Genomic DNA, 25,284 nt, shown 5'->3' with positions numbered 1-25,284 from the left:
TTTCGGCGAGAGATGCAGTATTCCCCGCTTACCCGGGCCTGGCGCATATAAAGGACTGGTGCCTGTCAGGCACCAGTAAAGCGTCACTGATTGCCAATTCCCTGACCTGATTGCGCTCTTTCAATCAGCTCGATTTTGTAACCGTCCGGATCTTCAACGAACGCAATGACGGTGGTGCCGCCTTTTACCGGACCGGCTTCGCGGGTCACATTTCCCCCCGCCTGGCGAATGCGATCGCAGGTGGCGGCGACATCATCGACGCCCAGAGCGATATGACCGTACGCATTGCCTAGATCGTAACTCTCTATGCCCCAGTTGTACGTCAATTCAATGACCGCCCCTTCGCTTTCCTCGGTATAGCCGACGAACGCCAGGGTATATTTATACTCTGCATTTTCATTAGTACGCAGCAATCGCATACCCAGCACTTTGGTATAAAAGTCGATGGAGCGTTGTAAATCACCAACACGCAGCATAGTGTGAAGTAGGCGCATAATTTCAATTTCCTCGATTGGCTACTGTAATTAACGGCAACATGACGGAAAAAAGCTGACCGGAGGCAAGTATAGCGTTGTCGATATGCTGAGTCCAAGCCATTGCCGGGAAAAGCAGCAAGCCTGGCGACCCGCCGTTGCCGGGGCATAATTATGTTAGCACATCGCTTCTGGCGGCCTTTTATCGGCTGTAAGGCGGGAAGATCGCGCCGGGAGGCCGCATAACGGCGCGGAAAAATCGTTTGAAATTACAAGGGCTACCTAATTATTTTGCTCGTTATCGTTAGCAAGGGCTTGCCAGAGAGTGAGAACAGAGCTTCAATAACCCTGTAGTAAAAGAAAGGAGGTACGGTGCCAGAGCAACTTGAACTCTTTGCTGTTCCCAATCCGTGCCGTGGCGTTTGTCAGGCTGATGCGCGCGGCTTTTGTCGCGGTTGCTTTCGCAGTCGTAATGAGCGTTTTGCCTGGGGGCAGATGAGTGATGCCCAGAAACAGGATGTCCTGCGCTTGTGCAGGCAGAGATGGAAACGTTCGCAGCGAATGGAGAACGTCAAGCAGGCCGAAGAGCCGCAGCAGCCGTCTTTATTTTAACGTTAGCTAAACAGTCACTGAATAAAATAAGCTCAAGATCATTTTTAAGAGACTTTTATTTGCTAGAATCCTTTTTTCTAAAATAATAAAAGCTATTTTTCTATTTTTTATAAATCAGAATTGATTGCAATCCAGGGATATAACTTAGCATGCTAATTATAAGGAGAGGTTATGGAATTGCCATTAGGATCTGATTTAGCCCGTTTAGTGCGCGTCTGGCGCGCATTAATTGATCATCGGTTAAAACCACTTGAGCTGACCCAAACGCATTGGGTAACCCTGCACAATATATATCATCTGCCGCCGGGGCAGTCACAGATTCAACTGGCCAAAGCTATCGGGATCGAGCAGCCTTCATTAGTCCGTACATTGGACCAACTGGAAGAAAAGGGATTGATTACCAGACACGTATGCTCACATGACCGACGTGCTAAACGTATACTGCTTACTGAAGCCGCCGATCCGATAATACAAGCGGTTAATGATGTGATTAGCCATACCCGCAACGAGATTTTATTTGGCATCACTCCCGAACAGCTCGATGAATTAGTCTCGTTGGTTGCGCGGTTGGAACAAAATATACTGGCATTGCATGAGAGTCATTCTTAGTTAATTACCCAAAATAGTCTTTGAGGAAAAGAAATAAATTTCGGCAATGTTAGCTACGTTTATTATTGATCGTCTTTTGGCAGAGACTTAATTATTGACAGCCATCACCACCCGTGCAGGTGGTGATGGCTGTTATGGATTAGCGGGGAGAGACGGTAATGCTGCGGCCGTTGCTCGCCATTGCTACACGCTGCCCGGCGCTGAAAGTTGTGTTGCCTTGTTTTTGAACAACCATGATGGTGCTGCCGTCGTCTTTACGGATTTCCAGCTCAACACCTTGAGTGCGGTTCATCGCGCCCGTCGCGCTTTGACCGGCTACGCCGCCTGCAACCGCGCCAGCGGCCGTTGCCAGACTACGACCGGTTCCCCCGCCGACGGTGTTCCCCAGAAAGCCCCCCAAAACCGCACCGCCAAGGGCGCCGATGACGTTGGAATCTTCACCCGCCTGAATTTGTACCGGACGTGTCGATACAATTGTACCGTAGGTGACGGATTGCACCTGTTTGGCTTCGGAGGCGCTGTAAACATCTCCTGAAAGCGTACTGGTATTGGCACAACCAGCCAGTGTGATACCCGCCAGGGTAACCACAAACAAACGCTTCATCATATTCAATACTCCTGTAATGGCGATATGTCGGGTTGGCTGAGCCTTGGCCGACGAATGTTATACAATCAAATTATGGTCTGGCTTAATGCTCCATTCCACTATTTTTACGCTTTTTTGCAGAATATAATCGTGTTGTTAAATTGAGAGTAAACGGAGAGCAAAATCCGCCAAATTCGTTTCTTGTTAAAAAAGATCGTCAATCGACTATTTTTTAACAAAAATTCACCCGAGATAACAAAACACAAAAAATATAATAATCCCGTGTTTTAAAATGCTATTTTTGTCGTAATCCAATTTTCAATGGTGAGTTTTCTTATATCCCGCGGGGAAAAGGTCAGGAAATGAGATCAGGCAGATACATTGGTGTGATGTCAGGCACCAGCCTCGACGGTATTGATGTCGTGATGGCCGCTATTGATGAATACACTGTGGCACAGCAAGCCAGCTATTGCCATCCGCTACCGCAGGATATCAAAAAGGCGATTCTGGGGATGTGTCAGGGGCAGAGGGTCACGCTGTCTGCGCTTGGGCAACTGGATACTCGTCTGGGCATAGTGTTCGCAGAGGCCGTGCTGGCGCTGCTCAAACAAACCAGAATGAGCGCGCGCGATATTACGGCTATCGGTTGCCACGGGCAGACCGTCTGGCACGAGCCGACGGGCGAAGCGCCCTGTACGCTACAGATTGGCGATAATAACCGTATTGCCGCCATGACCGGTATTACCACCGTGGGCGATTTTCGCCGCCGCGATCTGGCGTATGGCGGGCAGGGCGCGCCGCTGGTGCCGGCATTTCATCATGCGCTGTTGCAGCACCCGGTCGAGCGGCGCATTGTGCTCAATATCGGCGGTATCGCCAATGTGTCGCTATTGGCGCCGGGCGCCGCCGTACGCGGTTATGATACCGGTCCGGGAAACATGCTATTGGACGCCTGGATCTGGCGTCATTGCGCGCAGCCCTACGATAAAGACGCCAAATGGGCGATGACGGGGCAGGTTCACCCGCTGTTGTTACGCCGCATGATGGCCGATCCCTATTTTTCGCTCAGGGCGCCGAAAAGCACCGGGCGCGAATATTTTAATCTGGGCTGGCTGGAGAAAAGGCTGGCGGGTCTGCCGCCAATATCGCCTCCGGACGTTCAGGCTACGCTGGTTGAACTGACGGCGATGAGTATTGCCGAGCAGGTGCTGCTGAGCGGCGGGTGCGAGCGATTACTGGTGTGCGGCGGCGGCGCCCGCAATCCCCTTATTATGGCCAGGCTTTCGGCGCTGTTGCCCGGTATAGAAGTCAGTACGACGGATGAGTTCGGCGTCAGCGGCGATGATATGGAAGCGCTGGCTTTTGCCTGGCTGGCGTCGCGAACCCTATCGGGCTTACCGGGAAATCTGCCATCCGTTACCGGCGCTAGTCAGGAAACGGTGTTAGGGGCCATTTATCCCGCCATGACGGACTAATCGGATTTTGCTGAGGTTTCATTAACTAACCTATTGTTAAACTGCTAACAGTGGAGATGTTGCCGTTGCGGCGCGCATTTCACTGACATCAGAAAACAGGAGAAAATAATGAAACCACTGCTGACAGGGGCGGTGCTGATCCTATTAAGCGGATGCAGCTATTTTGGTCATCAACAATCGGTTAGAACCTTGTCTTACCAGTGCGGCACGATGCCGCTGACGGTAACGATACAACAGGAGGATAAATCGGCCTCGCAGGTCAGCTTTCTGCTTGACGGGGAGCGCCACACCTTACCGCAATCGGTCTCCGCCTCCGGAGCCAGATACAGTGACGGAACCTATACTTTCTGGAGCAAGGGAAACCATGCCTTTATTCAGCGCGGTGAACGGGTCATCGTTGATGACTGCATGTTGAAATGATGATGCCATAGGGCAAACAGCGCATATTGCGGCCGAACGGATTGATTCTGACCGGCGGCCGGCGGACTGCGTTGTTGCTGATTGAGATTTTCCGGGCGCGGGCGCAGAATAATAAAATTCATATCCTCTTTCGAGTCGTTATTGCCACAGCAGGACATCATCACACTATGACACAGGAAAGTACGCCCTCCAGCACCACGCCTTCCTTTCAGGAACTCGATATTGCCGATCTGCGCCGTGAATATACCCGCGGGGGACTGCGCCGCAGAGACCTCACCGATAACCCGCTGGATCTGTTTGAGCGCTGGTTAAAACAGGCGTGTGAAGCGAAGCTGGCCGATCCCACGGCGATGTCGGTCGCCACGGTGGATGAACGGGGACAACCCTATCAGCGTATCGTGTTGTTAAAACATTATGATGAAAAGGGCATGGTGTTTTACACCAATATGGGCAGCCGCAAAGCGCAGCATCTGATGCACAACCCACAAATCAGTCTGCTGTTTCCCTGGCATATGCTGGAGCGGCAGGTCATGGTGTTGGGCCGTGCCGAGAAACTGCCCGCGCTGGACGTGCTGAAGTATTTCCACAGCCGCCCCAAAGACAGTCAGATTGGCGCGTGGGTGTCTAAACAGTCCAGCCGGATCTCTGCCCGCGGCATTCTGGAAAGCAAATTTCTGGAGTTAAAACAGAAATTTCAGCAGGGCGAAGTGCCGCTGCCGAGTTTCTGGGGCGGCTTCCGCGTGACTATCGACGCCATGGAGTTCTGGCAAGGCGGCGAGCACCGTCTGCATGACCGGTTCTTCTATCAACGGCAAAATGATGGCTGGCAGGTTGATCGTTTAGCGCCTTAATCTTGAAATATCCTGGTTAAACTCTGGCGCTCCCGCCGTGAGCGCTTTATCCTATGGCGTTTCGCGCCTGCGGCGTGTTTGCCCGGATTGCGCGATTAGCTTGGCGTTTCAGCCTTGATTTAAACGGGATGCGTATACCTATTAATATGTACCGGCAAGCTGGTTGCCTTGGCGGGACAATGACACATTTTGCATAAAAACGGAGTTATCGATGGCGAGTAGTGACCTGATTAAACAATTGCAAGAGCGGGGCCTGATTGCTCAGGTGACGGATGAGGAAGCGTTGTCAGAGCGGCTGGCGCAAGGGCCGATTGCACTGTATTGCGGCTTCGATCCTACTGCTGACAGCTTGCATTTGGGGCATCTGGTGCCGCTGCTTTGCCTGAAACGTTTCCAGTTGGCCGGGCATAAACCGGTGGCGCTGGTAGGCGGCGGGACCGGCCTGATTGGCGACCCCAGCTTTAAAGCAACGGAACGTAAACTGAACACTGAGGAAACCGTCCGTGAATGGGTGGAGAAAATCCGCCGTCAGGTTTCTCCGTTCCTGGACTTTGACTGCGGTGAAAACAGCGCGATTGCGGCCAACAACTACGATTGGTTCGGCAATATGAATGTGCTGGATTTCCTACGCGATATCGGCAAACATTTCTCAGTTAATCAGATGATTAATAAAGAAGCGGTTAAGCAGCGTCTGAACCGTGACGATGTGGGGATCTCCTTTACCGAGTTTTCTTACAATCTGCTACAGGGATATGACTTCACCTCTTTGAATAAGCAGTACGGCGTCGAACTGCAAATCGGCGGCTCCGATCAGTGGGGCAACATTACGTCCGGTATTGATTTGACCCGCCGAATGAATCAGAAACAGGTTTACGGCATGACCGTGCCGCTGATTACCAAAACTGACGGCACCAAGTTCGGTAAAACCGAAGGCGGCGCAATCTGGCTGGACGCCAGCAAAACCAGTCCTTATAAATTCTACCAGTTCTGGATCAACACGGCCGACGCCGATGTTTATCGCTTCCTGAAGTTCTTTACCTTCATGAGCCTGGGAGAGATTGATACGCTGGAAGAAGAAGATAAAAACAGCGGTAAGGCGCCGCGCGCTCAGCACGTACTGGCGGAAGAAGTGACCCGTATGGTGCATGGCGAAGCGGGATTGGCCGCGGCACGCCGCATCACACAGAGCCTGTTTTCCGGTTCCTTGCAGGATATGACGCAGGAAGATTTTGCCCAGTTGGCTCAGGACGGTATGCCGTTCGTCGAGCTGGAGCGGAATGCCGATTTGCAACAGGCGCTGGTCAGCGCCGAGCTGGTGCCGTCGCGCGGTCAGGCCCGCACGATGATCGCCTCCAATGCGGTGACGATCAACGGTGAAAAACAAGCCAATCCCGAGTATGCGTTCAGTGACGGCGATCGTCTGTTTGACCGTTATACTTTGCTGCGTCGCGGTAAAAAGCATTACTGCCTGATCTGCTGGAAAGCATAAAAAAGGGCAGGCCGACAGGGAGCGAAAGCTCCCTGTATTTTGTCAGCCGTTATTGATGCGCAGTTGCGCAGGCAAGGATTTGAGTCATACGTAATGAAAAATATACTTTCTATTCAGTCACATGTTGTTTTTGGACACGCGGGGAATAGCGCCGCCGAATTTCCGATGCGGCGCATGGGCGCAAACGTTTGGCCGCTGAATACGGTGCAGTTTTCCAATCATACGCAATACGGCCATTGGACCGGTTGCGTTATGCCCGCCAGTCATTTAACCGAGATCGTTCAAGGCATCGCGGATATTGATCGTCTGAAAGATTGCGATGCGGTGCTGAGCGGTTACATTGGTTCGGCTGAACAGGGCGAGCATATTTTAGAGATTGTCCGGCGGGTCAAAACGGCGAATCCCGAGGCGCTCTATTTCTGTGATCCGGTAATGGGAACGCCGGAAAAAGGGTGTATCGTGGCGCCGGGCGTGTCGGAGTTCCATTGCCGCCGGTCGTTACAGGCTGCCGATATGATTGCGCCCAACCTGCCTGAACTGGAGCTGCTCAGCGGTCATACCGTACATAATGTGGAAGAAGCGGTGGCGGCGGCTCGGGCGCTATGCGCGCAAGGCCCGGAAATTGTGCTGGTCAAGCATCTCAGCCGGGCGGCTTATCGTCATGACAGTTTTGAAATGCTGCTGGTGACGCCGACGGATGCCTGGCACATCAGCCGTCCGCTGGTTGAATTTGAACGTCAGCCCGTCGGCGTCGGCGATTTGACCAGCGGAGTGTTGCTGGTGAATTTACTCAAGGGCGTTGCGCTGGATAAAGCGTTGGAGCACACCACGTCGGCGGTTTACGAGGTTATGCTGATGACCAAAGAAATGAACGCCTATGAACTGCAACTGGTCGCCGCTCAGGAAGGCATCGCGAATCCGCGTCATCATTTTCAGGCGCTACGTTTGTAGCGTCACGGATAATAAAATAAAGCGCATGGCGACTCGCCGCGCGCTTTACTCTTTAACCTTTCAACCTTTCAACCTTTCAACCTTTCAACCTTGAGCGCCGTTGCAACCGACGGCCTGGCGGCGATGTGTTCAAGATAAGCGGCCAGCGCCGGATGACGGAACATATCCAGCTTCAATGACTGCGCCCAGCGCATAACCGTAAACAGGTAGGCGTCCGCGATGCTAAAACGGTTGGCGACCAGGTAGTTCTGTTCACTCAGCACCAGGTTGATATAACGAAACCTCACCTGTAGATATTCAAATAACAGTTCTTTATAGGTTTCCGGCGTACCGGGACGAAATATGGGGGCAAAGGATTTATGCAACTCCGTGGCGATGTAGTTAAGCCACTCAATGGTGTGGTAACGCGCCATGCTGCCAATGGGGGCGATAAGGTTGCAGTGCGGAACCCGGTCTGCGACGTACTGGGCAATGGCGACGCCTTCGGTCAACACGGTGCCGTCGTCCAGTAACAAGGCCGGCACCAGCCCTTTAGGATTAATCGACAGATAATCGATACCGCGTTCAGTTTTCCTAGTTTTGAGATCCACCTTTTCAAGTTTGAAGTCCAACTTGGACTCCAGCAAAACGATATGAGTAAAAAGGGAACTGCTTTCAGGCTTGTAAAACAGTTTCATATATAACCCCTTGATATTATTATTTTATCCATCAAAAGATGGGCTACCGTTTATTTAATAAACGTATTTTGTATTTTTACTATAAATCTTGATATCAGGTTGTGAAGCGTCTTGCAAAACATTAGTCATACAAAAAAGCAATGAAAAAATTACCTGTTGGCTTTATTTATATCGGTCAAAAAGACCGTTAACTTTACTTAATTTAGCCGCAGTCTAAACCTTCCTTCAGACTTTTATTAATCGTCATAGGCTATCGCTGCATTCATATCGCATGTTGCGAAAATGTTATTATTTGTTTGTGTTATATTTAAACAAGACCGTATGTTCAGGCTGGATATTGAATGGTCGGTTGACACAAAATAATGATTAATCAGGTCACTTTGGGAGGAAGCATGTCATCTCATTTTCTTCGCGACACCTGCCTGGATACGCTTAGGGTGCGGCAACAAACCTATCACTATTACAGTTTGCCCCTGGCGGCCCGGCAGCTTGGAACGATTGATAACTTACCCAAGTCGTTAAAAGTATTATTGGAAAACCTGTTACGCCATCTGGATGGCGATACGGTTCAGCACGACGATCTTCTGGCCGTGGTTTCATGGCTGAAAACCGGGCATGTCGAGCGGGAAATCGCCTATCGTCCGGCGCGCGTGCTGATGCAGGATTTTACCGGCGTACCCGCGGTGGTCGATCTTGCCGCGATGCGCGCGGCGGTGGAGCGCCTGGGCGGTGACGTTAATAAAGTGAACCCGTTGTCGCCGGTTGATCTGGTTATCGACCATTCGGTGACGGTAGACCACTTTGGCGATGAGCAAGCGCTGCTGGACAACACCCAGTTGGAAATGGAGCGCAACTATGAGCGATACCAGTTTCTGCGTTGGGGACAGAATGCGTTCAGCCACTTCAGCGTGGTGCCGCCGGGAACCGGCATTTGCCACCAGGTTAATCTCGAATATCTGGCGAAAGCGGTGTGGTATGAAAAACGGCAGGATAAGCTGATGGCTTATCCCGACACGCTGGTCGGGACGGATTCACATACCACCATGATTAACGGCCTTGGCGTGCTGGGGTGGGGCGTCGGGGGGATTGAAGCGGAAGCCGCGATGCTGGGGCAGCCGATTTCGATGCTTATCCCGGACGTGGTGGGCGTTAAATTGACCGGAAAAATGTGCGAGGGGATCACGGCGACCGATCTGGTGCTCACCGTGACCCAAATGTTGCGCAAACATGGCGTGGTCGGGAAATTTGTTGAGTTCTACGGCGACGGTCTGGATTATTTGCCGTTGGCCGACCGGGCCACCATCGCCAATATGGCCCCGGAATACGGCGCCACCTGCGGCTTTTTCCCGGTTGACCACATTACGCTGGAATATATGCGGCTGACTAACCGCAGCGAAGAGCAAATCGAACTGGTGGAAGCCTATAGTAAGCAACAGGGATTGTGGCGAAACGCCGGCGACGAACCGGTATTCACCAGTCAGCTGACGCTGGATCTGGGTAGCGTTGAAACCAGCCTCGCCGGCCCTAAACGGCCGCAGGACAGAGTGGCGCTGAGCGCCGTGCCGCAGGCGTTCAACGCCAGCAGGGAGCTGGACGTCAATACGGTGAAAAACCGGCCGGACTATGAAGAATTCACGCTGGCCGGTGAGACGCACCGCTTGTATCAGGGCGCCGTGGTGATTGCGGCGATCACCTCCTGTACCAATACGTCAAATCCCAGCGTGTTGATGGCGGCCGGATTACTGGCCAAGAATGCGGTAAAACGCGGGCTGAAGAAAAAACCCTGGGTTAAAACATCGTTGGCTCCCGGCTCCCGGGTGGTAACCGATTACTACGCCAAAGCGGGACTGACGGCCTATCTTGATGAACTGGGTTTTAATTTGGTGGGTTACGGCTGCACGACCTGTATCGGTAATTCAGGGCCGCTACCCGAATCCATTGAGGCGGCGATTAAAGCCGGAGATTTAACCGTAGGCGCGGTGCTATCGGGAAATCGTAACTTTGAAGGCCGTATCCATCCGCTGGTGAAAACCAACTGGTTGGCCTCGCCGCCGCTGGTTGTGGCGTATGCGCTGGCAGGAAATATGAATATTGATCTTACCCGTGAGCCGCTGGGTGAAGATCGGGAAGGTCGGCCGGTTTATCTGAAGGATATCTGGCCTTCGGCGAAAGAGGTGGCCAATGCGGTATTGAATGTCAGCGCGGATATGTTTCATAAACAATATGCCGCGGTATTTGAAGGTACGCAGGAGTGGAAAGACATCGAGGTCGATGACAATCCCACCTACCAGTGGCCCCAGGAGTCGACCTATATTCGTCAGACGCCATTCTTCCTTACCATGGGGAAAGAGCCGGAACCGGTGCAGGATATCCATAACGCCCGCATTCTGGCGATGCTGGGCGACTCCGTCACCACCGACCATATCTCCCCGGCGGGTAATATCAAACGGGACAGCCCGGCCGGCCGCTACTTATTGGATCGCGGCGTCGAGACCAAAGAGTTTAACTCTTATGGTTCGCGGCGCGGAAATCATGAAGTGATGATGCGCGGCACCTTCGCCAATATCCGTATCCGCAACGAAATGGTGCCGGAGAAGGAAGGGGGATATACCCGGCATATTCCTTCGCAAAATGTGATGACAATCTATGACGCGGCGATGCGCTATCAGGAAGAAAATGTCCCGCTGGCGCTGTTTGCCGGAAAGGAGTATGGCTCAGGATCCAGCCGGGACTGGGCGGCGAAAGGCCCGCGTTTGCTGGGAGTGCGTGTGGTGATCGCCGAATCATTCGAGCGTATTCACCGTTCCAATCTAATCGGTATGGGGATCCTGCCGTTGGAGTTCCCGCTTGGGGTGACGCGTAAAACGTTGATGCTGAGCGGCGATGAGCAAATTTCCATTACGGGATTAAACCGCTTGACGCCCGGCGCGTCGGTAGATGTGGTTATTACCGATGGCGAAGGGAGAAATGAAGTGATTAAAACCCGTTGCCGTATTGATACCCGCAACGAACTCACCTATTACCAGAATGATGGCATCCTGCATTATGTGATCCGCAATATGCTCTGAGCCATGCCCGATACCGGCGGCTCCCGGTATCGGGATAACGGTGGGCAGACTACGCGCTGGATCAAATTCTAATCATTGAGGTGATTGTATTTCGTACGGTTAATGACAACGTTCACAGTTCCACCCGGTGCGCTGCGCTAAGGTTCTCGACGGAGTTGCCGTTTTCCGGCGAGAGTTTCTCGCCCTGCAAGCTGGGGAAGACAACCTGTCCTCACGGATATGCAGGGTCGGAACTCTCTCGGCGCTCTGGTTTTCAGACGTCATCAGGATAGTCTTAGGGCGATAGCGAACGCGTTTGTCATAACCGGGTTGTCTTCGTATTCAATCGTCCGTTTCCTTTTGTGGATGCCAGTCAGGCATAACTCTCTTTTTAAATCAAATACCGTTAATAACCGCGGATATAAATTTCCAGCTGTCGCTGTATGACATCGAAAAAATATCCATGTGATTTGAATGGTTAAAAAATAAGCCAACGCCGTCGCCATTTGAAAAAGGAATGCTGAACAAGGCGTTAAAGCGTCGGCGATAAGAAACTCAATAATAAGAATAGAGATAAAGAGAGGTTGACTTATGAAACGTTTATTTCCTATCAGAATCCTGCTCGCCGCGTTGGGGGCGGCGCTGTTTTCTCTCCCTGTCCATGCGGATCAGGTATACAACACCGATATCGTCGTCGTCGGTGGGGGCGCTACGGGTCTCGCTGCGGGCGTACAGGCAAAAATGCTCGGGGCTGAGGTAATCATATTGGAAAAACAGGCCATTATGGGAGGTTCGGCCAACTTCGCCGAAGGTATTTTCGCCGCGGAAAGCGCGATGCAAAAAAGACAGGGTATTGATGTCTCCAAAAAATTCGCCTTCCAGGCGATCATGAATTACAGCCACTGGCGCGCCAATGCGCCTCTTGTCAGCGCCATCGTCCTCAAATCCGCCGAAACCCTCGAATGGTTGCGACAATTCGGCGTGAATTATGAGTTCATCGGCGTAGGAGGGTTCGGCGGGCCTCTGACCTGGCATGTGGTAGGCGAACTGGAGCTTAACGGCAAACGCTATCACCACGGTAATGCCGTGATGGTGGCGCTTGACAAGAAGTTTCGCGACCTGGGCGGCACGGTGCTGCTCCAGACCCCCGGCAAGAAACTGATCAAAAAAGATGACCGGGTGGTTGGCGTTGAAGGCGTAAACAAAGACGGCGAGAAAGTGATCGTCAACGCCAAAGCGGTCGTCATCGGAACCGGCGGTTACGGCAACAATAAGGAAATGCTGCAAAAATACTCCAGATTTCCCGACGTGATCATGGTGGGTCAGGCGGGTAAAGACGGCGAAGGCATTCAGATGGCCTGGGAAGCGGGCGCCGCCGAGGAGGGCGCGGAGATTATGATCTCCTATCGCCCCGGCCTGGCTGATTTTTCCACCAAGTCGCACCTTATCGCCGCCGCCGTTCAGCCCTACCTTTACGTTGACCCCAACGGCAGAAGATACACCGATGAGTACAACATCGCCGAGTGGCCATTCTCCGGCAATGCGCTGGAGCGAATCGGCGGCGTGGCTTACTCCATCTACGACGAGCAGACAAGACAACTGTTTCTGAACGAAGGTATCCAGATGCCGATAGGCGAATGGGTAACCTATGGCACCCGGCTGGATAAACTCGACGAGGAATTCAATAAAGAGCTCGCCAAGAACAACGGCAACGTTTTCAAATGCGGCACCATCGAGGAGGTTGCGCAAAAAATCGGTGCGGATCCTGACGTGCTTAAAGAAACCATTGCGCAAAACAACAACGCGGCGGCAAGGCATAAGGACGAACAGTTCTTTAAAAACGCCGATTTCCTGCGTCCGGTGGAAATAGGCCCGTTCTATGTGACGAAACTTCAGCCCAGAGCGCTGGGGACGTTCGGCGGTATCCGGATCAATGAGAAAACCGAGGTCGTCACTGCTCAGGGAAAAGCGATTCCCGGGCTTTACGCCGGCGGGCTTGATGCGGGCGGCATGTACGGCGACAGTTATGACCTTGAAATGGGCGGAGCCAGTTTCGCCTTTGCGCTGAACTCAGGTCGGATCGCCGCTGAAAACGCGGTCAAATACATAAAATAATTATCCGCTATTAACCCGCTGCCTATTGGCGCGGGTATTTTTCATTTTTTCGAGAGGGACGCAAAATGAAAGCTCTGGCTTTATTATCAATCGTAATCGCCTTGGTGTCAGGCTCCCCGGTATTTGCAGCAGACAATCTGAAACAGGCCTTTGAACAGGGAACGCTCAAGGGGGAACTGAGAACCTATTATTTCGAACGAGAGTTCGAAGAAAGTGATAAACGCGCCGATTTAGCCACCGGCACGTTATTCTACTATCACACCGCCGCGGTTAATGGATTGAGCGCGGGCGCCGCTTTCGCCAGCGCCAATGATCTCGGCAGCAATGATGACCACAGTGTTTATGGTCTGGTTAAGGGATACGGCACCAACAAGCATCAAAGTCTCTCCCGCCTTCAGGAATATTATATTCAGGGCGAATGGTTCGATACCAAAATGAAATTCGGCGCCCAGGAAGCCAATACGCCCTTTATGAATGCGCATGACGTAAGGCTGATGCCCAAGACCTACAGAGGCTTTTCCGCGGTGAACAACGCCATAGAAAATCTGGAACTGTCGGCGTACTACATGACCGACTTCGCCGGCTGGTGGGACGATAGGTTCACTTCCCTGATCACCGTGAATGGCGAAGAAGTTAACCGGGATCTTATGGTCGGCGGCGTGAAATACACGCTACCTTTCGATTCCGCGCAAGTTCAGCTCCAGGGCTGGATGTACCATATGGACGATGTATTCGACTCCGGTTTCTTTAAAGTTCACGCGGCGAAGAAGGTCGGCGACTACGAGCTGTTTTTCGTTCCGTCGGTGTTGTTCCAAAAGTCAATCGGCGATGAGTTGGGCGGCCGGGCGTTCGACACTTACCAGTATGGCTTCAATACCGGTTTCAAAGCCCACGGTTTCAATGTGGCGGCTTTTTACGCCAAGACCGGCGACGACGAGCTGTATACGCCCTGGGGAGATGAAAGAGTCATCATACAGCAGGTCAACGCCGCAGGCCGGGCCGATGAAACGGCTTACGCGCTGAGAGTGGCCTATGATTTCTCTCAAATAGGCATCAAAGGGCTTAGCGCCTATGTATTCCACGCCTATTACGATACCAACAGCGTTCAGTATTTCTCGCAGCAGGCGCAGGATGTCAACGAGACCGATTTTAGCGTTCAGTATGACTTTTCCGGCGCGCTTGAGGGACTCAGCGCGCGGGTGCGTTATGCGATCATCGATGCGGAGAAAGGGGAGAACCTCAATGATTTACGGTTTTATCTCCGTTACAGCTTTGTTCTCGGCGGAAAATAAAACCTAACCGAATGTTTTTTTGTTGCGCGCCGTCAGGTCAGGCGACTCGCCTGACCTGGCTTTATCCGGCTATTTCATATCCAGCAGATGGCCCATCTTGGCGGCTTTCGTCGCCAGATAGCGTTCATTCTTCGGGTTGCGGCCGACCAGCAGCGGCACCCGCTCGACGATATTAATGCCGGCTTCATTGAGGATTTTTACTTTTTGCGGATTATTGGTCAGCAGTCGGACTTCATCAATACCCAGCAGCTTGAACATGTCCGCACATAATGTGAAGTCGCGCTCGTCGGCGGCAAAGCCCAGCTGGTGATTCGCTTCAACGGTATCCGCGCCCAAATCCTGCAACGCATAGGCGCGAATTTTATTCAGCAAACCAATATTGCGGCCTTCCTGCCGGTGATACAGCAGGACGCCGCGGCCTTCTTCGGCGATATGGCTCAGGGCGGCTTCAAGCTGAAAACCACAGTCACAACGCAGGCTAAACAACGCATCACCTGTCAGGCATTCAGAGTGCACCCGCGCCAGAACCGGGATCGGGCCGGAAATATCACCATAAACCAATGCGAGGTGATCGTGTCCTGTGGCTAATTCTTCAAATCCCACCATCAGGAAATCGCCCCAGGGGGTGGGTAATTTGGCATCTGCCACCCGTTTTAGCTGCATGTTATTCTCCAAAAAAACAAAAATGCTGACGCGCATCCTACTGCCGGATTGGGGCCTTGACCAGCAAAAAGCCATAGCTGAAAAGTTAGGGCATTGCACTCGCCGATCGTGTTCAGGCGGCTCAAGAATTTTACGGCGATGTTCGCTCATTGACGAAACCGGGAGCTATTTTACGCCATACTGACCGTTGATGTCGGTTTTTCTGATAGAATTGTGAAAATATTGTTTCAGTCATCACACTGAATTATAGGAAGAAATGATGTACGAAATCGCCAGACGGACCACTATCGGTGCAGCATTTCTGCTGCTAATGCCATTGATTATTTGGGCTAGCGGATGGCAGTGGCAACCGAAAGATAGCGGGCTATGGTTGCGGATGTTGTTCTGGACGACAGAGACGGTGACGTCGCCGTGGGGCATTTTAACCAGCACGATATTAAGCGTCTGGTTTCTGTGGTGCTTGCGATTTCGACTGAAACCGGCGCTCGGCCTGCTGGCGATCATGATTATCACGGTTCTGATCGGCCAGGGGATGAAGTCGGCGATCAAAGAGTGGGTGCAGGAGTCGCGTCCGTTCGTCGTCTGGCTGGAAAAAAATCACCAGATCGACGAAGGCTACTTCTATTCTCTGCCGCGCAAAGAGCGCTCGGCGCTGGTAAAAAACCAACTGCAAGACGAAGCGCAGATCCCCCAATGGCTGCGTCATCACTGGCAGTTTGAAACCGGGTTCGCTTTTCCGTCCGGGCATACGATGTTCGCCGCCACCTGGGCGCTGCTGGGCGTCGGATTGTTGTGGGCGCGCCGGCATTACAAAACGGTGGTGGTTTTAATGCTGTGGGCGAGCGCGGTGATGGGAAGTCGTCTGGTATTGGGGATGCATTGGCCGCAGGATCTGGTGGTTGCCACGCTGATAAGCTGGTTGCTGGTGATCGTTGCCTGCTGGCTGGCCCAGCGCTGGTGCGGCCCGCTTTCGCTGCGACGTGAAGAAATCGCCGAGCAGCAACAGGATGACGCTTCTCAGAGGAAAGCGTAAATCGCCCAAACGGCGCATTATGCGCCTTAATACTCTTCTGAATCTCCGCGGATGACCGGCCGTCATCCGCCTGCGTACCGCTCAATTCCCGCCTTACTCTGCGTTGAATCACAAATGTAAACAATTTGTGAGCTGCTTCGCTATTCCTGTTTTTACCATTGGACAATTTCCATTTTGCTTGCAAAACTCCATTTGAATGTTAATTCAATATTGAATATATATTCAATGAGAGGAATAATAATGAAACCTTACCTACTGAAACCCTGCCTGACGGCGATCATGCTTTCCCTTTCCGCCGCTGCCTATGCGGCCGACAACGGGCTGATTGCCATTATTACGCCATCCCACGATAACCCTTTTTTTAAAGCCGAGGCGGAAGGCGCCAAGGCCAAGGCAACTGAATTGGGCTACACCACCCTGGTCGCTTCCCACGATGATGACGTGAGCAAGCAAAACCAGCTGATTGAAACGGCGATTGCCCGCAAAGCCAAAGCCATCGTGCTGGATAACGCCGGCGCCGATGCCACCATCGGGCCGTTGAAAAAAGCCAAAGCGGCGGGAATACCGGCCTTTCTCATCGATCGCGAGATTAATGAAACCGGCGTCGCGGTGGCGCAGATTGTTTCCAATAACTATCAGGGCGCGCAGCTTGGCGCCGAGAAGTTTGTTGAATTGATGGGGCAAAAAGGCAAATACGTGGAATTGATCGGCCGTGAGTCAGACACCAACGCGCACGTTCGTTCCCAGGGCTATCACGACGTGATCGATGAATACCAGGATCTGAAGATGGTTGCCCGGCAGACCGCCAACTGGAGCCAGACCGAAGCTTTCAACCGAATGGAAGCCATCCTACAGGCTAATCCGGATATCACCGGGGTCATTTCCGGCAACGACACCATGGCGCTGGGCGCCGAAGCGGCGCTAAAGGCGGCTGGGCGGCATGATGTCATTGTGGTGGGGTTTGACGGCAGCGACTACGTGCGCGATTCCATTATCAATAAAGGCAACATCAAGGCGACGGTGCTGCAACCCGGCTGGGAGCAGGCCCAGATGGCGGTGGAACAGGCCGACTATTATCTGAAGAACGGTAAAGCCCAGCATGACGAAAAGCAGTTGATGGACTGCATTCTGATTGATGAATCCAACGCCGGCAAGCTCAATACCTTTGCGTTGAAACCCTAAGCGCGCGGCAACCGTAAAAAGGACTGACCGGGGGGCGTAAGCGCCCCGCGTCAGGCAAGCTGCGACATCGCATAACATTAGGAGCCATTATGCAGCGTTATCAACGATGCCGTACCGGGTGGATCGGCCTGTGCGCGCTGTTGCTGTCGGCCTGTACGGTGGTGGATCTGGATGAAAACGGCAAACCGATTATCCCCGCCGATCCGTCCGCGACCCCGAGCTACAGCAACATGACGCCGGATACTATTGCGACCGAACTCTGGCAGCCGAAGCTGCTGCCGCTGGCGCAGGAACAGGCGCTGAGTTGGGATGAACTGAAAAAGTTGCAGGCATCGCTAACGGGCAGCGCCGGCAAAGCGGTGTATGCGCGGTTTCAGGGGCAGGTGGTGAAAATCGATCGTCAAGGCCGTGAAGGACGGCTGGAGATCGGCGTGCAGGGCGAGACGGTTGTGTTGCAACTGGGGCCTATCGTCAAGGGCAATGCGCTTCGCGATGCCGCCGGATTCATTCGCTTTGAGGATTTTAAAAATCAGGTGCAGTTCGCCCAGTTGGCGCGTTCGCTGAATAAAAAGGCCATCGAGAATTTGCCGGTTATTGATGACGGCTGGCAGGGAAAAGATATCCGGGTGCTAGCCGCGTTAAGGCTGACCGTGCAGGGCATCAGCGACGCGGTGCCGCTCGAATTGCTCCCGCCCGAATCTTCCGGGGAGGCGCAGTAAATGACTCAGAAACCGGATATTGTTATGGCTACCCGCGGGGTCACGATGCTGTTTCCCGGCACCAAAGCGCTGGATAACGTGGATTACAACGTCTATCGCGGCAAGGTGAATGTGATCATCGGGGAGAACGGCGCGGGCAAATCGACGCTGATGAAAATACTGGCCGGCGTTCAGCAGCCGACCGCCGGCCAGATCCTGCTGAACGGCGAGGTGGTTCGTATCGCCAATACCCGCGATGCGGCGGCCAAAGGCATCGGCATGGTGCATCAGGAGCTGAACCTGTCTGAAAACCTCACCGTGGCGGAGAACATTTTTCTTGGGCGGGAGATTCAGAAAGGGCTGGGGCCCATCGATTACCGGCAACAGGAGAAAATCGCCGCACAGCTGATGGCGCGCCTCGATCAGGATATATCGCCCCGCACCGAGGTGGCCGGCCTGAAAGTGGGGCAGCAGCAGTTGGTGGAAATCGCCAAGGCGCTGGCCGAACAAGCCGATATTCTGATTCTGGATGAGCCTACCTCGGCATTGAGTAAAACCGAAGTGGACATTCTGTTTCGGGTGATCCGCGAACTTACCCGGCAAAACGTCTCCATTATCTATATTTCCCACCGTCTGGAAGAACTGATGGCCATTGGCGATTACATCACCATTTTGCGCGATGGCCGTTTTCAGGCGGAAGCGGCGGTCAGTGAAATCGACGTGCCGTGGATCATTCGGGAGATGCTGGGAGGCGATCCGGTATCCAGTTTCCTCCAGCCGGGGAGGACTTTTGGCGCGCCGGTACTGGAAGCGGAACACATCACCTGCCTCAACGATGCGGGCAACAAAGTGGTCAACGATGTCTCCTTTGTGGTGAGAGAGGGTGAAATCGTTGGCGTTTACGGTCTGATGGGGGCCGGACGCACCGAACTGTTCGAGTGTCTGCTGGGAACGCAGCATGACTATCTGGGCAAGATTTATCTCGATAGCAAACCGGTGCATACGCGTCTATCCACCGCCCAGCGCATCCGCATGGGCATGAGCCTGGTGCCGGAAGACCGCAAAAAAACCGGCATTTTCCCCTTATCGTCGGTGGCCTCCAACCTGACCATCGCCAGCTTATGGCGGCGGCTGAAATACGGTATGGCGATATTTCACCAGGAGGAAGAGAAAGTGGTCGCCAGCACTATCGGCAGACTGGGTATCAAGGTTTCCTCGCCGCAGGTGGAGATTCAGGCGCTGAGCGGCGGCAATCAGCAGAAAGTGGTTATCGGCCGCTCGCTGCTGACCAGCCCCAAGATCCTGTTGCTGGATGAGCCGACCCGCGGAATCGACGTGGGCGCAAAGGCCGACGTGTTTGAGATGATGGTCAAACTGTCGGAGCAGGGGATCGGCGTACTGTTTTCCACCTCGGACCTGAAGGAAATCATGGCGGTATCAGATCGTATTCTGGTGATGTCGAACGGCAAACTGACGGCGAATATTGTTCGTCAGTCCGCCAGCGAGTCGGCATTGGTTTCGGCAAGTGCACAAGGGTTCTGACAATGAAAACGACTAACCTTCCGGCGGCGTCCGGCGCGCTATTACCCGGCAAGTTCGTACGCTCGCGGGAGAGCATGCTTTTATTGATCCTCAGGTTGCGCACTTTTATCGCGCTGTTCCTGATTCTCGGCTTTTTCGCCTTTACCGTGCCGGGTTTTCTGGCGACCGGCAGCCTGATCATTATGGTCAAACACATCGCCATCAATGCGTTTCTGGCGCTGGGGATCACCTTCGTCATCATCACCGCCGGCATCGACCTATCGATAGGCGCAACGCTGGGGCTATGCGGCATGATCGCCGGCTATATGATTACCCAGGGGATCGTACTGCCGATGTTCGGCGTCGCCATTTTCCCCAGCGTATGGGTGATTGTGCCGGTGGTATTGCTGATCGGCGCCTTTATCGGGGCGATTAACGGCTGGATCATCACCCGTTACAACGTGGCGCCGTTCATTTGTACCCTGGGTACGATGTACATCGTACGCGGCGCCGCCATGCTGATTTCCGGCGGTGAAACTTTTCCGGGATTAGCGGGAAATCCCCAACTGGGCAATACCGGTTTTGAACTGATCGGCGCGGGCACGATCCTCGGCCTCCCGTTTGCCATCTGGCTGATGTTCGTGCTGGCGCTGATTATCGCCTATGTGGCTCGCCGTCTGCCGTTCGGCCGCCATGTTTACGCCATTGGCGATAACGAACGCGCCGCCGAGCTATCCGGGGTGAAAGTGCGCCAGGTAAAAGTCTGGGTATACACCATTTCAGGTTTCTGCGCCGCCATTGCCGGGATTGTGGTTTCTTCCCAACTGGTCGCCAGCCATCCGGCCACCGGGACGGCGTTTGAAATGAACGCCATCGCCGCGGTGGTGCTTGGCGGAACCTCGCTGGCCGGAGGAAGGGGAACGATACTGGGAACGCTGATCGGCGCTTTTGTCATCGGCATTCTGGCGGATGGCCTGGTGATGATGGGGGTAAGTGAATTCTGGCAGATGGTGATTAAAGGCATTGTGATTATTGTGGCGGTCATCATTGACCAGATGCAAAACCGCATGCAGCACAAAGCGGCGATTGTATCGCAAAAGGTAGCAGCGGAAGGGGTGTAGCGGTCTGGCATCGCTATGCCGCCAGTGGCTGCTCAGCAAGTGGGAGGAGGCAGTTGGTGGGCGCGCCAGATCGGGAATGCTGTTTTTTTTGTCTGTTGTGGAATAAATATTCGAATTTGAGTAAAAATTCAAGGCGAGGTGAGGTATGAATCCGTATGCATTGTCGGTGGAGGCGCTGACGCGAAAAGCCCGCGCCATTCGTCGCCGAATCATTAATCTGAATGCCAACAGCCCGGCGGGCGGCCATACCGGAGCCGACCTTTCACAGGTTGAAATCCTGACGGCGCTTTACTTCCGTATCCTGAACTGCGCGCCGGACCGTCTTCAGGACCCGCAGCGGGACATCTATATCCAGTCCAAGGGACACGCGGTGGGAGGGTATTACTGTTGCCTGGCGGAAGCGGGTTTTTTCCCTGAATCCTGGCTGGCGACTTATCAGCACCCGGACTCGCATTTACCGGGACATCCGGTGAAGTACAAGACGCCGGGGATCGAGCTGAATACCGGCGCGCTGGGTCACGGCCTGCCGGTTTCCGTGGGGATCGCGCTGGCGGCGAAACGGGACAACAGCCCGCGGCGGGTATTTGTGGTGACCGGCGACGGTGAGCTGGCCGAAGGCAGCAACTGGGAGGCGGCCCTGGCGGCGGCGCATTATCAACTGGACAACCTGGTCATCATCAACGACAAGAACAAGTTGCAACTGGCCGGCACCACCTGTTCCATCATGAACACCGACCCGCTGGCGGATAAATGGCGCGCTTTCGGCCTGAACGTCACCGAATGCGCCGGCAATGATATGCGGTCGGTAGTGGAGACGCTGGAGAACCTGCCCGCTAACGGTAAACCCAACGTGGTGATCGCCAATACGGAAAAAGGCGCGGGCGTCTCCTTTATTCAGGGGCGCGCGGAATGGCATCACCGGGTGCCGAAAGGCGAAGAAATCGCGCTGGCGTTGGAGGAGTTAAAAGATGAATAACGCGGAACATCTGGCCAGTGTGATGGTCGAGCAATTTATTAAAGCGGTTGAGCGGGGCATCGATCTGGTGCCGGTGGTGGCCGACTCTACCTCCACCGCGAAAATCGCCCCTTTTATTAAGCGATTCCCCGAACGTATCGTCAACGTGGGGATTGCGGAGCAAACCATGGTGGGAGCGGCGGTGGGGCTTTCCATCGGCGGTAAGGTGGCGGTGACCTGTAACGCCGCGCCGTTTTTGATTTCGCGCGCCAATGAACAGGTCAAGGTCGATGTCTGTTACAACAACAGCAACGTCAAGCTGTTCGGGTTGAACGCCGGATGCAGCTATGGCCCGCTCGCCAGTACCCATCACAGTATCGATGATATCGCGATACTGCGGGGCTTTGGCAACATTGAAATCTATGCGCCGTCCAGCCCCGAAGAGTGCCGCCAGATTATCGACTATGCCCTGGAGCATCAGGGGCCGGTGTATATCCGCCTTGACGGCAAACCGTTACCGGCACTGCACGATCGGCATTACCGCTTTGCGCCGGGGCAGATCGATGTGCTGCGTACGGGCCGCGATATCACGCTGCTCGGGCTGGGGTCTACCGTGCACGAAGTGGTTGCCGCCGCTGAGTTACTGGCGGAAAAAGGCATCGCTGCTACGGTGGTCAACCTTTCTTCGGTACGGCCGTGCGACACTCGCCGACTGCTTGAAATTCTGCGCACGGCGCCGCGGGTCATCACCGTTGAAGAGCATAACGTCAACGGCGGGGCGGGCAGCCTGGTGGCCGAGGTCTTGGCGGAAGCGGGCAGCGGCATTTCCCTGTTGCGCCTGGGTATTCCTGACGGCCAGTATGCGATAGCGGCGGATCGGGAGGCGATGCGCGCGCACCACGGCCTGGATGCGTCAGGCATTGTGCAGGCGGCGCAACGTCTCTGTCCGGGAGCCTAATCATGTTTACACCGGTTATTTTGGCAATAGACGAAGGCACGACTAATGCTAAAGCGGTCGCGGTAGATGCCCAGGGAAATATTCTGTCCAAGGCGGCGGTCGCCTTGCAGATCGCCCACCCAGAGCCGGGACGGGCGGAGCAGGACGCCATGGCTATCTGGCACGCCGTTTGCCAGGCGGTGGAGGGCTGTCTGTCATCGCTGAACCGGGTGCAGGTGGCGGGTATCGCCATCAGCAATCAGCGTGAGTCGGTGCTGATTTGGGAAAGGCGTTCCGGACGGCCGCTGACGCCATTGGTCAGTTGGCAGGATCGCCGTTCAGAACGTTTTTGCCAGGCCTTGCAGGGCGGCGCCGAAGAAAAGCTGATCGAAGCCCGCACCGGTCTGCCGCTGGATCCGCTGTTCCCGGCGGCCAAAATCCACAGCATGCTGGCCGAGTTGCCGGACGGCGTGTCCCGCGCCGCCCATGGCGAATTATGCATCGGAACCGTTGACTGCTGGCTTAACTGGCAGCTCAGCGGCGGCCAGGCCTACTCGACGGATTACTCCAATGCCGCCCGCACTCAGCTTTTCGATATTCACCGCCAATGCTGGGATGAAGACCTGCTGGCGCTTTTCGCCATTCCCAGCGTATGTCTTCCTGCGGTGACGCCTTCGGCGGCGCTGCATGGGCATACCGCGCTGACGGAAATAAAAGGGTTGGCGGCCGGCATACCGATCGTCGCGCTGATTGGCGATTCCCACGCCGCATTATACGGACAGGGGATCAATCAAAGCGGCGCCATCAAGGCCACCTATGGCACCGGCTCGTCGTTGATGACCACCATCGCCGGCCCGCACGCTCACGCCAGCGGATTAAGCACCACTATCGCCTGGCACGACGGCGAGCTGCGCTATGCGCTGGAAGGAAACATTACCCATACCGGCTCCGGCTTTGCCTGGATAGGCAAGATGCTGGGCATTCCTTCCGTCGCGCAGTTGACGGAACTGGCTTTGAGCGCGACGTCGGCGCAAGGGGTGTTTTTTGTCCCGGCGTTATCGGGACTCGGGGCGCCGCACTGGGATACCCATGCCCGCGGTCTGCTCTGCGGCCTGACCGACGCAACCACGCCGGCAACCATCGCCAGAGCGGGGTTGGAGGCGATTGCCTACCAGATCGCCGATGTTTTTTTTGCCATGGAGCAGGCGGCGCAATGCACGTTGCCGGCACTGCGCGTAGACGGCGGCGCCACGCAAAACCGCTGGCTGATGCAATTTCAGGCCGATCTGCTGCAACGTCCCCTTATCCGCAATCATAACGCCGAGGTCTCGGCGCTGGGGGCGGCCTATCTGGGGGGTAAAACGCTGGGATGGTGGCGTGACGGCGAGCAAATCGCCGCCTTGCCGCGAGAAGTGGAGTTTATCGAACCGCGGGCGCTGCATGGGGCGCTCCAGGAGAGTTATGCGCAGTGGCAGACGGCGGTGGCCCGCGCTCGTTTCACCCGGTCTCTTTGATATGCCAGGCGACAATACCTGTGCCTGGCTGATTACTAATAAATGAGGACGACTTAATTATGGCAACCTACACCTATCCTGAATTCGGCGCCGGTTTATGGCATTTCGCCAACTACATCGATCGTTACGCCGTCGATGGCTATGGTCCGGCGCTGAGTACGCTGGATCAGATTAAAGCGGCGAAAGAAGTCGGCGAACTCTCTTACGTCGATTTACCTTATCCGTTCACGCCCGGCGTCACGCTGGCGGAAGTAAAAGATGCCCTGAAAGACGCCGGGTTAAAAGCGATTGGCATCACGCCGGAAATCTATCTGCGGAAATGGTCGCGCGGCGCGTTTACCAACCCCGATCCTGCGGCACGGGCGGCGGCCTTTGAACTGATGCACGAGTCGGCCGGCATTGTGCGTGAATTGGGGGCGAACTACGTCAAAGTCTGGCCGGGACAGGATGGCTGGGACTATCCGTTTCAGGTAAGCCATAAAAATCTGTGGAAACTGGCGGTCGACGGCATGCGCGATCTGGCCGGCGCCAACCCGGACGTAAAATTCGCCATCGAATATAAACCGCGTGAACCGCGCGTCAAAATGACCTGGGACTCCGCCGCCCGTACATTACTGGGTATCGAAGATATCGGTCTGGATAACGTCGGCGTGCTGCTGGATTTCGGACACGCGCTGTACGGCGGCGAATCTCCCGCCGACTCCGCTCAGTTAATCATCGATCGCGGCCGCTTATTCGGTATGGACGTCAATGATAATCTGCGCGGCTGGGACGATGACCTGGTGGTCGGCACCGTGCATATGACCGAAATTTTCGAATTCTTCTACGTATTAAAAATCAATAACTGGCAGGGCGTCTGGCAATTGGATCAGTTCCCATTCCGCGAAAACCATGTCGAAGCCGCCCGACTATCGATCCGTTTTCTGAAACACATCTATCGGGCGCTGGATAAACTCGATATTTCCGCGTTGCAGGCGGCGCAGGAAGCGCAGGATGCCTTGCGGGCGCAGCGTATCGTACAGGATGCGCTGCTCTCGTCGATCAATGTCGACGAGTAGGGGAT

At 54.4% G+C, this 25,284-nt stretch carries 23 protein-coding genes; 19 read left to right on the top strand and 4 right to left on the bottom strand.

The features are described from left to right. Nucleotides 1–83 precede the first annotated feature (83 nt). Nucleotides 84–494, bottom strand: coding sequence for a lactoylglutathione lyase (gene gloA, locus JG725_RS03885; protein WP_199376661.1), 411 nt, complete (start codon nucleotides 492–494; stop codon nucleotides 84–86). A 351-nt stretch (nucleotides 495–845) separates the two neighbouring features. On the opposite strand from gloA, the gene JG725_RS03880 reads away from it, so the two are divergent. Further along, nucleotides 846–1,085 carry a DUF1289 domain-containing protein gene (locus JG725_RS03880; protein ID WP_172289323.1) on the top strand — a complete coding sequence of 80 codons (240 nt, stop codon included), beginning with the start codon at nucleotides 846–848 and terminating at the stop codon, nucleotides 1,083–1,085. 171 nt (nucleotides 1,086–1,256) lie between these two features. Next, complete coding sequence (gene slyA, locus JG725_RS03875) at nucleotides 1,257–1,694, top strand: transcriptional regulator SlyA (RefSeq protein ID WP_172289324.1); 438 nt, start codon at nucleotides 1,257–1,259, stop codon at nucleotides 1,692–1,694. A 139-nt stretch (nucleotides 1,695–1,833) separates the two neighbouring features. Here slyA and JG725_RS03870 read toward each other — a convergent pair whose 3' ends face one another. Next, nucleotides 1,834–2,301 (bottom strand): glycine zipper 2TM domain-containing protein, encoded by a 468-nt coding sequence (locus JG725_RS03870; protein ID WP_172289325.1) that lies wholly within the window; start codon nucleotides 2,299–2,301, stop codon nucleotides 1,834–1,836. Nucleotides 2,302–2,642: 341 nt separating this feature from the next. On the opposite strand from JG725_RS03870, the gene anmK reads away from it, so the two are divergent. The 5 genes from anmK to pdxY all read left to right on the top strand — a co-directional run bounded on the left by anmK (nucleotide 2,643) and on the right by pdxY (nucleotide 7,466). Then, nucleotides 2,643–3,755: an anhydro-N-acetylmuramic acid kinase gene (gene anmK, locus JG725_RS03865; protein WP_172289326.1), complete on the top strand. Its 1,113-nt coding sequence runs from the start codon at nucleotides 2,643–2,645 to the stop codon at nucleotides 3,753–3,755. A 108-nt stretch (nucleotides 3,756–3,863) separates the two neighbouring features. Next, nucleotides 3,864–4,175: an MliC family protein gene (locus tag JG725_RS03860; protein WP_199376659.1), complete on the top strand. Its 312-nt coding sequence runs from the start codon at nucleotides 3,864–3,866 to the stop codon at nucleotides 4,173–4,175. A gap of 167 nt (nucleotides 4,176–4,342) precedes the next feature. After that, nucleotides 4,343–5,026: a pyridoxamine 5'-phosphate oxidase gene (gene pdxH, locus JG725_RS03855; protein WP_172289328.1), complete on the top strand. Its 684-nt coding sequence runs from the start codon at nucleotides 4,343–4,345 to the stop codon at nucleotides 5,024–5,026. Nucleotides 5,027–5,237: 211 nt separating this feature from the next. After that, on the top strand, nucleotides 5,238–6,515 hold the full coding sequence (gene tyrS / locus JG725_RS03850; RefSeq protein WP_199376657.1) for a tyrosine--tRNA ligase: 1,278 nt from the start codon (nucleotides 5,238–5,240) through the stop codon (nucleotides 6,513–6,515). Nucleotides 6,516–6,608: 93 nt separating this feature from the next. After that, complete coding sequence (pdxY, locus tag JG725_RS03845; protein WP_199376655.1) at nucleotides 6,609–7,466, top strand: pyridoxal kinase PdxY; 858 nt, start codon at nucleotides 6,609–6,611, stop codon at nucleotides 7,464–7,466. A 68-nt stretch (nucleotides 7,467–7,534) separates the two neighbouring features. Here the strand turns inward: pdxY and gstA are convergent, their stop codons facing one another. Then, complete coding sequence (gene gstA / locus JG725_RS03840) at nucleotides 7,535–8,143, bottom strand: glutathione transferase GstA (RefSeq protein ID WP_172289331.1); 609 nt, start codon at nucleotides 8,141–8,143, stop codon at nucleotides 7,535–7,537. 392 nt (nucleotides 8,144–8,535) lie between these two features. On the opposite strand from gstA, the gene acnA reads away from it, so the two are divergent. The 3 genes from acnA (at nucleotide 8,536) to JG725_RS03825 (ending at nucleotide 14,597) form a co-directional block, all read left to right on the top strand. After that, entirely contained in the window at nucleotides 8,536–11,211 is a 2,676-nt protein-coding gene (gene acnA / locus JG725_RS03835) for an aconitate hydratase AcnA (RefSeq protein WP_199376652.1), read from the top strand. 570 nt (nucleotides 11,212–11,781) lie between these two features. Then, a complete protein-coding gene (locus JG725_RS03830; protein WP_199376650.1) occupies nucleotides 11,782–13,305 on the top strand; it encodes an FAD-dependent oxidoreductase in 1,524 nt (507 codons plus the stop codon). A gap of 65 nt (nucleotides 13,306–13,370) precedes the next feature. After that, nucleotides 13,371–14,597, top strand: coding sequence for an OprD family outer membrane porin (locus JG725_RS03825; RefSeq protein ID WP_172289334.1), 1,227 nt, complete (start codon nucleotides 13,371–13,373; stop codon nucleotides 14,595–14,597). Between the two features lie 69 nt (nucleotides 14,598–14,666). Here the strand turns inward: JG725_RS03825 and ribA are convergent, their stop codons facing one another. Beyond that, nucleotides 14,667–15,260: a GTP cyclohydrolase II gene (gene ribA / locus JG725_RS03820; protein ID WP_199376648.1), complete on the bottom strand. Its 594-nt coding sequence runs from the start codon at nucleotides 15,258–15,260 to the stop codon at nucleotides 14,667–14,669. A gap of 259 nt (nucleotides 15,261–15,519) precedes the next feature. On the opposite strand from ribA, the gene pgpB reads away from it, so the two are divergent. From pgpB to JG725_RS03775, 9 genes are all read left to right on the top strand, one after another. Further along, the gene (pgpB, locus tag JG725_RS03815; protein WP_172289336.1) at nucleotides 15,520–16,293 is read left to right on the top strand and encodes a phosphatidylglycerophosphatase B; all 774 of its coding nucleotides are present in this window, start codon (nucleotides 15,520–15,522) and stop codon (nucleotides 16,291–16,293) included. Between the two features lie 240 nt (nucleotides 16,294–16,533). Next, nucleotides 16,534–17,475 carry a D-ribose ABC transporter substrate-binding protein gene (locus tag JG725_RS03810; RefSeq protein ID WP_172289337.1) on the top strand — a complete coding sequence of 314 codons (942 nt, stop codon included), beginning with the start codon at nucleotides 16,534–16,536 and terminating at the stop codon, nucleotides 17,473–17,475. Nucleotides 17,476–17,564: 89 nt separating this feature from the next. Then, nucleotides 17,565–18,194: a DUF2291 family protein gene (locus tag JG725_RS03805; RefSeq protein ID WP_199376646.1), complete on the top strand. Its 630-nt coding sequence runs from the start codon at nucleotides 17,565–17,567 to the stop codon at nucleotides 18,192–18,194. Continuing rightward, the gene (locus JG725_RS03800) at nucleotides 18,195–19,715 is read left to right on the top strand and encodes a sugar ABC transporter ATP-binding protein (protein WP_172289339.1); all 1,521 of its coding nucleotides are present in this window, start codon (nucleotides 18,195–18,197) and stop codon (nucleotides 19,713–19,715) included. It begins immediately after the preceding gene. Nucleotides 19,716–19,717: 2 nt separating this feature from the next. Continuing rightward, nucleotides 19,718–20,815, top strand: a complete 1,098-nt coding sequence (locus JG725_RS03795; RefSeq protein ID WP_199376644.1) for an ABC transporter permease — start codon at nucleotides 19,718–19,720, stop codon at nucleotides 20,813–20,815. A gap of 145 nt (nucleotides 20,816–20,960) precedes the next feature. Continuing rightward, nucleotides 20,961–21,791: a transketolase gene (locus JG725_RS03790; protein WP_199376642.1), complete on the top strand. Its 831-nt coding sequence runs from the start codon at nucleotides 20,961–20,963 to the stop codon at nucleotides 21,789–21,791. Next, on the top strand, nucleotides 21,784–22,728 hold the full coding sequence (locus JG725_RS03785; protein ID WP_199376640.1) for a transketolase family protein: 945 nt from the start codon (nucleotides 21,784–21,786) through the stop codon (nucleotides 22,726–22,728). The genes JG725_RS03790 and JG725_RS03785 overlap by 8 nt, the downstream gene beginning before the upstream one ends. Nucleotides 22,729–22,730: 2 nt before the next feature. Further along, nucleotides 22,731–24,221 carry an FGGY family carbohydrate kinase gene (locus tag JG725_RS03780; RefSeq protein WP_199376638.1) on the top strand — a complete coding sequence of 497 codons (1,491 nt, stop codon included), beginning with the start codon at nucleotides 22,731–22,733 and terminating at the stop codon, nucleotides 24,219–24,221. Nucleotides 24,222–24,280: 59 nt separating this feature from the next. Further along, nucleotides 24,281–25,279, top strand: a complete 999-nt coding sequence (locus JG725_RS03775) for a sugar phosphate isomerase/epimerase (protein ID WP_172289344.1) — start codon at nucleotides 24,281–24,283, stop codon at nucleotides 25,277–25,279. Nucleotides 25,280–25,284 lie beyond the last annotated feature (5 nt).

This window comes from Brenneria sp. L3-3C-1 (assembly GCF_016456245.1).
GTDB lineage: Bacteria > Pseudomonadota > Gammaproteobacteria > Enterobacterales > Enterobacteriaceae > Brenneria.
This window is presented reverse-complemented; position numbering and strand designations above follow the sequence as displayed.